Genomic DNA, 15,312 nt, shown 5'->3' on the forward strand with positions numbered 1-15,312 from the left:
CGATCGCTTTGACCGCCTGCGCCAGCCAATCCACTAATAAGCGAGTTTTCTGGCCCGCTCCTCCCGATTTGCCGCGCGTTCAGTTTTTGATGTCCATAAAGGACTCAAACGACGTCATGGAGAGCAAGACGTTATCGCTTCTGGCTCTCAACAGCAGCAACGGCGATGACTTCATACCGGTGGTCAAACCCTACGGGATCGCCGCCGGTCACGGCAAGATATATATCTGCGATACGGTTCAGGCAGAGGTCCTCATCATTGACCTTCCCAAGAAAAAAATGACCCGCCTGCCGGGCAATATCAATGCGGGGCGGCTGAAAAAACCGGTAAACGTGGCGGTCGACGAACAGGGCAACATCTATGTCGCCGATACGTCGCGGCTTGAAGTGTTGCAGTACGACCCGGAAGGTTCTTTCCTGCGCAGCTTCGGCAGCGGCAAAGATCTGAAACCGGTTGCCGTGGCGGTAGAGGGGGATTTTGTCTACCTCCTGGATCAGTCCAGCAGCCAGATCCACATCTTCGATCGGATCAGTGGCGATTACCAAAAATCCATCGGCCGTGACGAGGATCCCCGTAGAGGTCTTTCCGGCCCCACCAACATGGCGGTTGACGGCAAAGGAGCGCTTTACGTCTCCAACTTCGGTACCGGTAAGATCATCAAGCTGGACCGGGACGGCAACTTCCTCATGGGGTATGGCCGCCTGGGCGTCAACTTCGGTGAATTCGGCCGTCCGCGCGGGGTTGCTGTGGATAATGACGGCCTTGTCTATGTGGTCGACGCCGCCGCACAACAGGTGCAGATATTTGATGCGCAGATGCAGTTGCTGATGTTCTTCGGCGCTCCGGGCACGCCGGGTTCGCTCAATATCCCGGCCGGTATTGCCGTCACCGGCGACAATCTCGACTATTACCAGAAGATGGCCGCACCGGGCTTTATCCTTGACAAGGTGCTCTTCGTGGTGAGCCAGGTCGGTGATCATATGATCAGCATTTACGGACTGGGCAAGAAACAGGGGCTCGACTACGACGCCGAGTACAAAAAGGCGCTTGCCGATCAGGAAAAACGGGCGGCGGAGGCTTTGGAAAAGGCCCGCAAGGCTCAGGAGGAAAAGGAGAAGACCCCTGAACAACCAGCTGACGCCGGGAGTAGCGATAGCGCTCCACCGGCAAAGTAGCGGCGAGGCCATTTCCCTGTGAAGACAACGCATATGAGTGGGCGCCGCTTCAGGTGTCTCGCCCTGTCGGTGTGCCTAATCTGGCTGGTTACTGGCTGCGATCCCGTGACCCGCCATAAGGCCTTGACCTCTATCCTGGATGGTTACCCAACCTTGCCGCCTGTCGAGGAGATCTGCCGGGAGCACGAAGAGCGGGCTAAGGCGGTCTGTTTACAACAGAAAACAGCCTCTGTTCCACTCTCACCAACGGCGGCCCGGGGTTCCGAGCACAACCCCTATAAGGAGAAACTCTGCAATTCTTGCCATAAAGCGGACAAGGGGGGCGGGAGCGGCGGCGAAGATGGACTGTTGATCAAGCCCCGGGAATACCTTTGTGTTACCTGCCACAAGGACCTGCTGACAAAGCGGTTTCAGCACGGTCCCGCGGCGGTCGGCGATTGCTTGGCCTGTCATCTCCCTCATACCTCCGCCAACCCGGCGCTGCTCAACACGAAGAAAGAGGCTCTCTGCGTCAAGTGCCACACCGAGCGCCGCAAAGCGGTCCGTATGCACGACCTGTTCGTCGAAAAGGGAATAACCTGCGATAACTGTCACGATCCCCATTCCGGGGATTCGATGTACTTCTTGAAATAGCCCCCGCAATGGAGACTGCTGCCGGAGCCAAAGGTTTCATGAACCCCGCCTCGATACGAGGCAACACTCAGCCGAGGAGTCCTCTCGGACGATGGGATATGCTCCGTTTCCTGGCGCAGGGCATTTGGGTGCTCGGCGCGGCAACCGTGCTGTTTCCCGTCTCAGCCCAAGCGTCGCGTTTCACCTTGCTCGGCCTGAGCGGTTTGCACCAGTCCGCGGAGCTCAGCTATAACTTCAACGACAATCAGAGTGAGACCAAGTCTACAACGAACCGGTCGACCAACAACGATTTCAGCGAAACCTACACCATTGGCGCCGGGTACTCGATTCTACACCCCCGCCTGCTCCGCGGCGACGCGAATATTTCCCTCTCTTCCAATCAGACGTTGGTGAACAATACCGCGGAAGGCGGTTCTACGGGCACCAACATGCGTATCTCTTACGATGTCAACGGCATCATACTCGACCGTATGAATTACCCCTTCAATTTCTCCGTCTCTTCATCCACTGGAACTGTCCGGCCGCCTTTCAGCCGGGCTTACACACTCGACATGGAGAGCCAGAACGTCTCCTTCAGCATCCCAAACGGGCAATTACCGATTACCGTAACCTACAGCAGAAACGCGTCGACAACCCACGGGCTTGCCGACGACATCGATCAAACCTCTCAGGCGGCATCTATTTCGTTCCGCAATAGTGTGGACGATCTAAGCAAGACGAGACTTTCCTTCACTCAGTCCTTCGATCGACAGACACTGCTCGGCAGCGAGAGAACCGACAACCGGAACGCCATTGTCGTCAACATTGCCAACACCCTGTTCTGGAAAAACATTCAAGGATTGCAACGTCAAATTGATTCAATGTATGTCTACAACGAGCAAAGCGGCAGTTATCCCGAATTGCAGTCAAGTGTCGCCTCAACTCTCAACTGGCAGATCGGAAAGGCGCTGGACAGCAAACTTGCTTATGTGAAAAGCCGCAACACAGATGTGCACAATAACAACGACCAGCAGAGCATATCCGGTTCGCTCTCGCAAAAATATCTCAAGTGCCTGCTGACCACCGTTGGCGGTTCTCTTGCGCAAGGGAGCTATAATGACGGTTCAGACCGCACCGCCTCGTGGAATGGACGAGTAGCCTATACCAATGAACTGCCCCGGGAGAGCTCGGTCAGGCTCGACTACGGCTACCAATATGTAATCCAGGAGCGCAAGCGCTCAGACGTCAACCTGGCAAACGTCGAGAAAACCACTCTCAGCGGCCCCTTTCCCCTGTTTCTCGACTTGGCGGCCCACAATATCGACAGCGGCACCATCGCCATATTCAAGGACGCCGCAATGACAATCCGCTTCAGCGACTTCAGCACCGTCTTTTCCGGATTTCAGACCAGGTTGCTGATCAACTCGGACCCCGGTGTTCCTTTTGTCTACATCAGCTATTCGTATCGCCAGAGCCCGAACATCACGTTTGCAACCGCGGGCCATACCGTCGGTGGAAAGCTCAGCCTGCTCGACAAAAAGTGTGTTCTCCATGCCAATTACAGCTACAGCGACAGCCGGATTCTCGCCGGAAGCGACCCCAGTTCGACGATCGGGGCAAATACCCATATCGATGCCGGCATCGACGGTCTACTTGGCCGCCATACCCTGTCTCTCGAATATTCGCTCAATAAGAGTGTTTTTCAGAGGCTCCAACAAGTCGAGACAAACTGGATACATACCTTGCAAGCTGCGAAGGCGTCGCTTCTGACCAAGGCAAACGATCGGTATTCCTGGTACGAAAACACCTCTATCGGTACATCATCTACGCAGGGATGGGACAACACCTTTCTTCTCTCCACCGCTTACAGCCGTGTGATCACCCCAAATTTGAGGGGCAAGGCGACACTGGGGTACTTCAACATGATTACCAGTTCGGTAGTCAGCAACAGATTCAGCATTGAGCTCGGCCTGGAAGGCAACTTCGGCAGAACGGTCGTCACGCTCGACTCTTCGGCAAACTGGGGTTTTTCCCCCTCGAGTTATAGTCATAGCCAAACCGTTAACCTGAAATTACGGAGGATATTTTGATGAAACGCTCACCGCGCCATTCAGGGGGACAGCATGGTGGATCATCGGCCGCAATTCCCCTGGCATGGCTTCTGATGCTTGCCCTCGTAATGGGAGGGGCGGGGTGCGCCATTGCCCCTGCGCCGCACGCCGCGACAATGATCGATAAGATCGTCTGGCCGCCCCCGCCCATGGCGCCCCGCATCGTCTGGGTCCAAACCATCGCCACTGGCAATGATGTCGGAATCCGCAAGGGGTTCTGGGGCAGATTATGGGGCACGGTCTTTGGTGAGGAGGCGATGCGCATCACACGCCCCTACGGCCTCCACGTAGATGGCAAAAGGAGAATTTTTATCGCGGATACGGGAGGGCAGGCCATTCATGTCATCGATCGGGCTTCGGGACGTTACGAACTGGTCAGGGGGGATGAAGCCAACCGGCTCTTGTCGCCGATCGGCGTTGCGGAGGATAGGCGCGAAATTATCTACGTGAGCGACTCGGCAGCGGGAAAAATCTATCGGTTCAATCTTAACGATTTAAAGATTGGGGCGTTCATATCCCAGGGGCTGCAGCGCCCGACCGGCATCGTTTATAATCCGCACAACGACCTGCTTTATGTCAGCGATACCCTGGCCGGCCAGGTGGTAGCGTTCACTACCCAAGGCAGGGAAGTCTTCCGTTTCGGCATGCCGGGTGAAAATCCGGGGCAATTCAACCGTCCCACGGATCTGGCGACCGATGGAGGGGGACGTCTCTTCGTAACCGATGCACTCAATGGCCGGGTGCAGATATTTGCCGCCAATGGGGTCTATCTGAAAGGATTCGGCAAACAAGGCGACGCGTCGGGACTCTTTGCCAAACCCAAAGGGATCGGCATTGACAGCGAAGGGCATATGCATATCTGCGATGCCCTCTTCGATACGGTACAGATATTCGACGAAGACGGGCAATTTCTGCTCAGCTATGGCAACCGGGGGAGCGGCAAAGGAGAACTCTGGATGCCGTCGGGGCTTTTTATCGACCACAATGATTTCATATATGTCGCCGACACGTACAACAACAGGCTCCAGGTGTTCCGGTACATCCGGGAGGTAAAGGAAGATTCGCAGGCTGAGGCCGCTTTGGGGGCGGTTGAAGAACAGGCATTCGATAAAGGAGAACCGTGATGTTGAACATAGTATGGCCTGTACTGACGCTGATGGCATCTTTGATCATTACCATCGCCACGCCTGCTCCGGCAGGGGCGGCAGGGATACTGAACAGCAAGCATAATCTGTCCGTATCGGGCCCCGGTTCCATCAAGGCGCTCAACGAAGAGCGGGTCTGTATCTTCTGCCACACCCCCCATCACGCGAATCCCTCCACACCGCTCTGGAGCCGCCCGACAAGCACGGCCATCTACGATCTGTACCAGTCATCCACGCTGGTGGCAAAGCCGGGGCAACCGAGCGGTTCCGCACGTCTCTGCCTCAGCTGCCACGACGGCACCATTGCTCTGGGGACCTTTTACGGCTCTTCGGAAGCAATCGCGATGGCAGGAGGAATAACTACCATACCAGCCAACTACCCAACCAACCTGAAAACCGACCTGCGTGACGACCACCCCGTATCCCTTGCCTATACAAACGAATTGGCCCAGCAGAACGGGCAGCTCAACACCCCCGGCTCTCTTCCCCATGCAATACGGCTCGAAGAGGGCGGAATGCTGCAGTGCACAGCCTGCCACAACCCCCACAGCAACAACTACGGCAAATTCCTGGTTATGGATAACTCCGGCTCAGCCCTTTGCACCGCCTGTCACAACATAACCGGCTGGCGTACCTCCACCCATGCCGCCGCAGGCCAGGGCGCGGGCTGTACGCTCTGCCATGCCAGCCATAATGCCGGCAGAAATGCACGTCTGCTCAAATTCGCCATCGATGACGCCAATTGTTTGCAATGTCATTCGGCAACGGGGGGGAGCATAGACGTTGCGACCGCCATTACCAAGTTCTACAATCATCCCGTGGGGGCCACCAGCGGCATCCACGACCCCACGGAAAACCCGCTGACCGCCCTGAAGCATGTTGAATGTGAAGATTGCCACAACCCTCATCAGTCGAAGAGCGCTTCCGCGTCGGCGCCGGCTGCGCCTGGTCCGCTCCTGGGGGTAAGGGGAGTTTCGAGCGCCGGGGCGGTGCTCCCCTCGTACGCTGCAAATGAGTATGAGATCTGTTTTCGCTGCCATGCAGAGAACAGTTTTTACGGCACACAGACGATCGTCAGGCAGATACAAGAGCTTAATACGCGGCTGGTGTTTGACATCTCAAACCCGTCTTTCCACCCGGTAGTGGGCATCGGTAAGGGGGGCAACGTGCCGAGCCTGCGAACTCAGTACAGTGTCAGCAGCATGATTTACTGCTGCGACTGCCACGCCAACGACGATAGCAGCCAGGCTAAAGGACCGCACGGTTCAAACTTTAAACATATCTTGGTTGCCCGTTATGAAACGGAAATCTACCCGCTTGTCTACAGTGATGCCAATTATGCACTCTGCTATCGCTGCCATGATCAGAATATTCTGCTTGATCCCGGCAAATCTGCATTCTCGGGCCACCAGCAGCATCTTGTTACCCACAAAGTACCTTGCTCGGTCTGCCATGCCCCCCATGGAGTCCCGCAGGCCCGAGGAGCCACCACCGCGGCCAACTCTCATCTCATCAATTTCGACATCCGTTTTGTCACATCAGGAACATACGACTCCACGGCACGAAGCTGCACGGTAAGCTGCCATGCGACCAATCCGAAATACTATTGATTTGTCCCCTGTTGCGGCTGGGGCGCGCTGGAGAACAATCGCAGTGATAGGTACCTCAGTGCATGTCATGGTCCTGAACTGGATTCGGATCGTTTTGGCTATTTCCCCCGGCGCGGGCTATATGACCCTTCATTATGAAATGAATGCCCCATACCCCCCCAAATCTTTTCACATGCCAAGCCTTGCGCCCTAACAATTGGCTTCAGGCATGGCGGCATATTTGAAATCCAGATGTTCATTCATCATTATAATTATATGTCAAAACAGCAAGTTGTAAAATAGTGCGAATAATTAATCCGTTAAGTTGAATAAATATATACAGCATATTCCTCCCGTACAAATGATTTGGTCCTGGTATTGCTAAAAGAATATCGGCTCCCGTTTTATCGTCCGGCTTCGTACCCCCATACGGGCTGAACAGCATCAGCCGCATTGTTACCAAGATATGCGGTGGCATCATCTCGCAAAGGTAGTTACTGCCTGAGAGAATTTCTGTTGCAAAATCAACGGTACAGAAAGGAAAACCAATTACATGAAACGATTCGGAATAAAGACAGGCTTACTGACGGCAACAGCTGCCGCCAGTCTGGCCTTGACGGCCGGCACTTCGTTTGCCGCCCATCCGTCAGTCACGCTGTACACATTCGAAGAGATCGGCATGCAAATGGCTGGTGGAGCGAAAGTCCCGGTACAGGTGGACGCGAACGGGAAAGGCATGCCCTACAGCCCGAAGCAGACGTGCGGTACTGCAGGCTGCCACGTGAAGAACGGCGTCGATTACACCTATGACAAGATATCCGACCACGCTTTTCACTCGAACCAAGGCAGAAGTGAGTACGTCGACTCTTCCACCGGAAAATTTGATGCCACCAAGAACAAACCATGGACCCAGTCGACCGCCATGGTTGGCAAGTGGTGAAGCCCCTCTCTTCGCCAGGTGGCGAACCTCATGAATCAAACTCCAGGCAATACGAATATTTCATCATTGAATTATGTCAGTAATTTGAGCAATTTCGTATCCGGCAGCACCAATACTGTCACCCCCGGCACCACTCCGAACACCGGAAGCCAGTACACCATGGTCGATCTTTCGGCCTGGGACCTGGCTACGACATGCGGCAGTTGCCATCCGGGCGGCGGCTTTGTGGAGAAGGACCGAAACGGTAAACGCTTCAGCATGATGAACCCCGCAATTGACGGCTATACACCCTACACCATGACGGTCTTCGATCAGTACTCCGCCAATACGGGGTTGCCGAAGCATCAGGTCATGGCGTCCCCTTGGTCTTACCCGCTCTACATGAACGGTACGCCCGTTATTACCGGTTCCGGTTGGGGACAGGCCATGACCATGACCATGCCAGACGGAAGCCAGATGCAGGTTCAAAATGGCCAGGTGATGATGCCTAACGTCAAGGAAATGGACTGCCTGATGTGCCATTTCGACGGTTTCAACAACCTGATGTCGTCGGTGATGGCCTACAGCGGCGCCCATAACGCCACCCCCTCATTCGGTGCGGGCTTTATGAACATGTTTACCCAGGCCTACGACTTCACCACCGGCTTACTGACAAAGAATGCCGACAACACCGTGTCCCTCTCCCCGACGGCGTTGGCCAAGTTGGAAGCCAACCCTTCAAGCCAGAATTGCCGTAACTGCCACATGCCTTCGGGCCTTAAAGACCTTCCCGACATGATGCGCGACTTCCTCTCCAGCGCCCCGATGGCCTACACCGGCAGCTTCACGCAATCGTTTACCGGCCTTTCTATGCCGGCCTTCGACTTCAACGCCCCGTTTGGCAACACGTGGGATTGGGCACTGAGCCCATACGCGACATCCCCTACTCTGTACATGACCATGACCGGTATCAGCAGCACGACCCCCGGTTTCGTCACTACGATTCCGGCCGGATGGCCGTCCGCCATGGGGATGTCCGAATTCAACAAGGCCGCATTTGCCAATTTCTCCACGGCCATGCCCGGCATGAAGCAGTACTTCCTGGGCGGCGGCAACCCTGCCGGCAGCGGTCCGATTTATTTTCAGGCCAGCCTTCCCAATGGCATGCAGAACCAGAATGCTCTTAAGAAAGGCGTTGTGCCTTTCCCGCGTGCCGAATGGTTCAAACGAGGCGACCTATGGGCTCCCGGCTACGACGTACACCTTACCCTTGAATGTGCCGGCTGCCACATGAATACCAACACCACAAAAGTCGATGTATTTGCAGCGCCCCTGGATTCCAGCAATCCAAACACTATTTTTGACGGCAAGAGCCTCTGCGACCCGGGTAAGGGGTATGACAGCGCGGCAGGTGTAGAAGGCAATGCAGCCAAGAGAACTACCGTCAATAGCCAGAATACGGTCAAGAAATGCGAGAATTGCCACATTACCGGCAAAAACAGCGATGGTGTCGCCATCGATACCTTCGGCGCGACCAATCCGTTGACAGCTCATCAGAATGCAGGCCTGCTGGCCAATATCACCCAGGCGGTCAAGACGACAACCGGCAGCAACGAAGTGCCGTTTGTCGGCAACCATCTTGATGTCATGGATTGTACGGTCTGCCATATCGCTCGCGAGCAGATGGTCGTCCGCGAACTGGACTCCACCTCCGGCAACCGCTATCCCAATATGCTCGGATATGCTACGGAACGCGGCATGTTGGGTATGTTTTCCGACCCTGGCATGGGAATTCCGGCGAATACCAACCTGAAGAAGTGGGAACCTCTCTTCACGTGGCAGAAGAATGGCAACTACTACAAAACCTTCGACAATACCAGCACCAACACGAACTGGCGGCGGAAAATCTACGCCGTGAACATCATCACCGCTGCCATCTGGAACAACGTGGATCCCCTCGTTGACGCCAACGGCGACGGCGTTACCGGTTCCGCGCCGACGCACCACGCCGGCGATTATAGTGGCGTCCTGACCGCCAATTATGATCCCTGGATTGCCCGTGACCTGAAAGCCGGCATGAATTTCGGTCCTTCCGGTTTTGCTCCAATCCCGGTCGGATTCGGCAACGGTTCCTACCAGAGCGCCTATGACCAAACCGGCGCCTTCACCGGGGCATGGAAGTACGTCGGCGTGTACGGCGGCAACGTCCTGTTTTCGACCCCGGAAGAGATATCGGGCTACAAGGCGTATCGCAACGCCATCAAGGGCTCGGTTGACAACAAGGATTGGACAAAAACCCAGCTTACTTTCCTGGGTGGCCCTTACAAATTGACCCACGGCGTACGGCCGATACAGACCTATGTCCTCGGCACAAGTTGCGCCGACTGCCATTCTTCCGCACCCAAAACCTCCTTATTCGCAGGTGATTTCGATATGCTCGGCACAGCCGTCAAAGCTGTGGCGGGGCAGCAATTCATGCAATCCCCGGCTTCGCAACTCGAAGTTGTGGGCTTGCAGGATGATATCGAGACCGGCGCCGAGTTGTCGACCAAGGCCGGCGGCGCCCTTGAAGTCAAGTTCGACGAGCTTGGCACCTGGAGCGGAAGTACTTTCACCGCAGATGCCTCTGGAACCTACAAAAGGGTAAAACCTCTCGACAGGTCTGCAGCTCTTTATCCGATCGACGGCACCTTCACTGACGTCAAAGGGAACACCTATGCCAATCGGACGGCATGGGTAAGCAACTACCTCGCCAATGAAAACGCCATCAATGCGGCGAAGTTCGGAATCGGCGTAAAACCGTTCGCCAACTTCTCATCCAACTTCACCGATATCGACACGGCGGCCCCTGGCATACAGGTCGCCAAAGGTGTCGCCCAACCGCTGGCAGCCTATGCGGCAAAACCGGGTGACGCAGGCATCTCTACCTACACCTGGACCTCCAGCGACGGCACCGTCATCGCTCCCGGCAAAATCTCCAGCGTGACTTTTGCCACCATCGGGCTGAAGACCATCACCCTGAAGGTTACCGACGAAAGCGGGAATGTCGCATCGGCAACACGGCAGGTCGAGGCCGTTGTTCCGGTTGCCGACGTCATAGCCTGGGCGGACAACCCCGGCAATCTCGGCGGTACGCTTACCGTCACGTCTTTGCCAACCCCCAACGACAAGGTCAAGGTCATCTGGGGCGACGGCAAATACGATTATATCACCACCATCGATGCTCTATCCGTTTCCAAGGCCCACACCTATAGTGTGGCCGGAAACAAGACGGTCGAGATTTACGTCTACAAAAACGGTATCCAAAAGGGATACTTCAAGAAGACCATCACCGTTGACGGCACGAACTAAACCAGCCTGAAACAATGGCATATAATGCAATCGCCCGGAGGGCCCTCTCTCCGGGCATTGTTTTAGCCATACCGCATTGCGTATTTGCTGCCAATGTATTAGACAAGTTGTATGTATTATTAAGTAAATAATTGCAAGTCATGCATAGCTAGTAGTATGGCTCTTTACAAAAAAATTAATATACTCTGTTTAAAATATTTTATGTGGCAGTGAGGCAAATATGGACTCGCACAAATCAATAGCTCATCTTCTAAAAATACTTGGGAATCCCATACGCCTTAAAATTTTATCGAGTATGGCAAATGAATCAAAAACAGTTAAAAACATATCGGAACATCTTGGACTGAAACAGACTACAGTATCCAAACATGTTGCCTTATTGAAAATAAATGGAATTATCGAAGGTAAACGTAATAGTTCTATAATGCACTATGCTATTGTTGATTTGCAGGCTAAAAAACTTATAAATTCATTGGTTTGTCATGCTATACAAACCAATAATGTTCTCTCAAGTACTGAAGCTGATTAGTATATAAGCTACGTTGTTGTTTTGTGGCATAAAACAAATGACTATGGAGGAATGTATCAATGAAACACTCAGCCATGCTTCTAAAATCAATGATTTCATTGTGGATGTTGCCGTTATTGATTTCAGCATGTTCGGTTACATCATCGAATGTAACCCCGCCATTATCAACTACCGAAATCTCCGCAACCGATCTCAAAAAAACAGCAGCAAGAGTGAATGACAAAGATATTACCGTCGCCGAACTCAAGCGGGCTCAAATAATTTTAATGGCGGACCGACCCGGTTTACAAATTCCACCATCTCTGCAAAAGGAATTTGAAATGCAGGCTCTCAATCAATTGATCAGTTCGGAACTGCTTTTCCAGGCTGGCCAGAAGCTTGATATAAAAGATCTCGACAAACAGGCTGATGCAAAGCTGGCTAAAATCAAAAATGGCTTTTCCGATGCCAAGGATTATGACAGGGCGCTCCAAAATATCGGAATGAATGAGAAGATGCTCTATGACGACACTCGCCGAGAACTGGTCATCAGCAATTTTGTCAAAACGAACATCTCTTCCAAAATTACGGTCAGCGACGAAGAGATCAAAAAGTTTTATGACCAGAATCCTGACAAGTTCCGTCAGGATGAACAGATTAGGGCTAGCCATATATTGATAGGTGTTGACAGCAAAGCAGGGATTGAAGCGAGGAAGGCGGCTCGTGAAAAGGCCGAGAAACTTCACAATGAACTGTTAAACGGTGCTGATTTTGCCACACTGGCCAAGGCAAATTCAACCTGTCCCAGCGCTAAGCAAGGAGGCGATCTGGGCTTTTTCGGTAGAGGCAAGATGGACCCTCAATTCGAACGGGCCGCTTTTGCTCTTGAACGGGGAGGTCTGAGCAACGTAGTGGAGACACGATTTGGCTATCATATAATCAAGTTGCTGAACCTGAAGAAAGCAGAGACTGTCTCCCTGTCTGAAGCCAGGGATAAGATCGAAGATTATCTCAGAACTCAAAAAACGAATGCGGCTATTGGAGATTTTGTTGGCGGGGCACGTAGAAGCGCCAAAATTGACGTGCTGCTGCCATAATGGCAGTCACTATTATGTCAGAGTATAACGGCCAAAATTTTATTTCAACAGCTGGGGGAAAATGTCAAACAGTACATTCAGAGTACTGTGCGCGCAACCAAGTCGGAGCATATAAATTGACGGCATGGTTTGATAGAGGACTTCCAATGTTTGACAATATTTAAAAAACGGTTTAATAACATATTTGGATAATATGATTTAAGTATAATTAAGCGGTACGTGGCAACGCATTCTGGTATATAAGGGCGCATCCTGATTACGCTGTTTTGGCGAGGATACATGAAAATCAAAACCAAGCTTTTTTTGAATGTTGCGATTGTTGCCGGTATTTCAATTGTGATATCGGTAGCCTGCTACGTCAGTATGACCTTTATAAAGGGGAAGCTGGCTTATCTTACGGAAAAAAGCACACCTTACCAACTCAGGACAGTGGAATATGAACGATCTATCCAGGCAGCTACCGCCGACCTGGTAAAAGTAAGTACATCAAGGGGCAAAAAAGAACTTGATGATGCCAGGACGGAAGCAACGAAATCACTTGAAACCGTAAAAAACTCTCAAACGACAATTGAGTCGATGTCCGGTGAGAAGTTTGGAACGTATTCGGAGTTGGAAGGTATTTTCAATCGGCTTGTCGAAACGGTAACGGCTAGCATCACATCCCAGGAAGACGCCAACAACGCAGCAAAGACAACGACACAGCACCTGAATGAAACCATCGCCAAACTCAAGGAACTTGACGGCCTGGTAAAGTCGTTGCAAGTTTCGCGTTCAGCCACGTACGTGACATTCGTCGAAGGCAGAAACTCCTTGGCCGACAAGCTCACCAGCCTCGAAATGGCCAAGACACAGCTTAAAGATACCATGGTTCTCTGCTTTCAATCTCAACGAGGTAACGCTAAGGGCTACAAAGGAGAAGTGAAAGGACATATCGACCGTCTGCTACAAAATGGCAATGTGCGCGGAAATCCAAAACTTAAGGCCGCACTGGCAAACCTGTCCACAAAGTTGGACGAATATTTTGTATTGCGATTGGCGGGAAATAATAAAGCTGACGTGTTAATTGACGGCATTTTGGACAAAATGGATGGAATAATCGGTTCCCTTGATAATGAAATAGACAATATCAGCGAAAAAGTAGGAGATATAACAGGCAAAAACGGAAATTCGTTTGTGCAATCTAACATTACGGTGAGTGCACTTGCCAGTAATTCCGAGTTGCTGGCATATGGGGCATCGGTCGATGGACTTGTTACAAGGCTGTTTACTGCTGCCACGGGAAAAGAAATAGATTCGACTTTAACGACCATAACAGCGCAGTACGCCAAAATCCATAAGGCGGAGGCAGAGCTTCAAAAACATTTAAAGAAGCTTAACGCTGCGAAAGAACTTGCGGTTCTGAATAGAACGACGTCTGCGTTGGATGGCGTCTACGCGAGCCTCACCACCAAAGACGGTATCGTCCCGAAGTTGAAAAACAGGCTGGCAATGCAGGAAGTAGCGTCCCGGGAATCGGCGAAACTCCGAAATATTGTCATGCAGCAAGCTCTGAAAAGTAGACAAACATCGAGCGTGGCGCAGGGAGAACAGGAGAAATCGATCGCCGCCGTCAACTCCATGATCCGCAAGAGCCTCGGGTTGATTCTTACCATAGGTGTGCTTGCGGTCTTTTCCGGCATCGTTTTCGGAATATGGATGTACCGGGCAATCGCCCATCCTCTTTCCAGGCTTATTGCCACTACCCGCGAGATCGCTTCCGGTAATCTGAACTGTACCATATTGGCGGAAAACGATGACGAGATCGGTCAGGTCCAGAAAGAAATGGCCACCATGGCCGGCAGTCTCCAGAATATTGCCAAAAAGATCGGGGTGGCGACAGATGCCCTGGCGGGTAGCTCTGAGGAGCTTTCATCCACGGCGCGTACACTTGAGAATAGCACAGGGGAACAAACCGAGCGTATCGAACAGTCTGCTGTTGCCATGACCCAGATGTCCCAGACCATCAACGATGTGTCCAACAATGCGAATGAAACGGCAGGCACTGCTGCATCGATGCGAGAAGCCGCCAACCGTGGCCGAGACAGGATGCATACTGCGGTCAGTCATCTCCAACGGTTTGCCGAGACAACCAAATCCTCGGCAAAAGAGGTGGAGACACTCGGAACCCGGTCGGAGAAGATTACCGGCATTGTCGCGCTTATCAATGACATTGCGGACCAGACCAATCTGCTGGCGCTGAACGCTGCAATTGAGGCCGCCAGGGCCGGGGATCAAGGCCGCGGTTTTGCCGTCGTTGCCGACGAAGTGCGTAAACTTGCAGCCAGGACCTCTGAAGCGACGGACGAGATTGTGGAAAACGTATCATCCATGAACACCGGCGTCGACACGGCTGTCAAACTCATTCGGGAAGAGAGCTCTTCAGTGGACCAGGTTGTAAGTATCGTCAATGAATCGGTACAGTCCATAGACGAGATCGTTGAAAATATGGATAAGATTACCGGTATGGTCGGCAGGATTGCCGTTGCTGCCCAACAGCAGTCCGCAACATCAGATGATATTTCAAGGGTGATGAATACCATATCCGATGCCGCCAGACAGATTAAAAGTACTTTTGTTGACGTCAAGCAGTCATCTGAAAATCTCGCCGCCACAGCCTCTGATCTAAATGACACCGCCAGATGGTTTCGGCTGTAATGGCACTCTGCCACGTTACTGACTACCCGACATTACGCCATGGCGTAGCAGTGCTCATTATGCCTGCGACGGGCGCAGTTGTTCCTTGAATCGATCATAATGCAGAATTGC

Annotated in this window: 10 protein-coding genes; all 10 read left to right on the forward strand. The window is 52.7% G+C overall.

Features of this window, described 5'->3' with window-relative positions:
• The first annotated feature begins 116 nt into the window (after positions 1 to 116).
• Positions 117 to 1,175, forward strand: coding sequence for an NHL repeat-containing protein (locus tag F6V30_RS14695; RefSeq protein ID WP_191965723.1), 1,059 nt, complete (start codon positions 117 to 119; stop codon positions 1,173 to 1,175).
• A gap of 105 nt (positions 1,176 to 1,280) precedes the next feature.
• Positions 1,281 to 1,808, forward strand: a complete 528-nt coding sequence (locus F6V30_RS14700) for a cytochrome c3 family protein (RefSeq protein WP_191965724.1) — start codon at positions 1,281 to 1,283, stop codon at positions 1,806 to 1,808.
• A gap of 98 nt (positions 1,809 to 1,906) precedes the next feature.
• A complete protein-coding gene (locus F6V30_RS14705; RefSeq protein WP_151157705.1) occupies positions 1,907 to 3,877 on the forward strand; it encodes a hypothetical protein in 1,971 nt (656 codons plus the stop codon).
• Positions 3,877 to 5,022 (forward strand): 6-bladed beta-propeller, encoded by a 1,146-nt coding sequence (locus F6V30_RS14710; protein ID WP_151157706.1) that lies wholly within the window; start codon positions 3,877 to 3,879, stop codon positions 5,020 to 5,022. Before F6V30_RS14705 ends, F6V30_RS14710 begins: the two co-directional genes overlap by 1 nt.
• A complete protein-coding gene (locus tag F6V30_RS14715) occupies positions 5,022 to 6,653 on the forward strand; it encodes a cytochrome c3 family protein (RefSeq protein WP_151157707.1) in 1,632 nt (543 codons plus the stop codon). The genes F6V30_RS14710 and F6V30_RS14715 overlap by 1 nt, the downstream gene beginning before the upstream one ends.
• A 532-nt stretch (positions 6,654 to 7,185) precedes the next feature.
• On the forward strand, positions 7,186 to 7,572 hold the full coding sequence (locus F6V30_RS14720; protein ID WP_149307825.1) for a cytochrome C: 387 nt from the start codon (positions 7,186 to 7,188) through the stop codon (positions 7,570 to 7,572).
• Positions 7,573 to 7,590: 18 nt separating this feature from the next.
• Positions 7,591 to 10,902 carry a PKD domain-containing protein gene (locus F6V30_RS14725; RefSeq protein WP_151157708.1) on the forward strand — a complete coding sequence of 1,104 codons (3,312 nt, stop codon included), beginning with the start codon at positions 7,591 to 7,593 and terminating at the stop codon, positions 10,900 to 10,902.
• A gap of 220 nt (positions 10,903 to 11,122) precedes the next feature.
• Positions 11,123 to 11,431, forward strand: coding sequence for an ArsR/SmtB family transcription factor (locus F6V30_RS14730; RefSeq protein WP_151157709.1), 309 nt, complete (start codon positions 11,123 to 11,125; stop codon positions 11,429 to 11,431).
• 59 nt (positions 11,432 to 11,490) lie between these two features.
• The gene (locus F6V30_RS14735; protein WP_151157710.1) at positions 11,491 to 12,507 is read left to right on the forward strand and encodes a peptidylprolyl isomerase; all 1,017 of its coding nucleotides are present in this window, start codon (positions 11,491 to 11,493) and stop codon (positions 12,505 to 12,507) included.
• A gap of 279 nt (positions 12,508 to 12,786) precedes the next feature.
• The gene (locus F6V30_RS14740) at positions 12,787 to 15,201 is read left to right on the forward strand and encodes a methyl-accepting chemotaxis protein (protein ID WP_151157711.1); all 2,415 of its coding nucleotides are present in this window, start codon (positions 12,787 to 12,789) and stop codon (positions 15,199 to 15,201) included.
• Positions 15,202 to 15,312: the final 111 nt, after the last annotated feature.

It is taken from the genome of Oryzomonas sagensis (assembly GCF_008802355.1).
GTDB classification, from domain to species: domain Bacteria; phylum Desulfobacterota; class Desulfuromonadia; order Geobacterales; family Pseudopelobacteraceae; genus Oryzomonas; species Oryzomonas sagensis.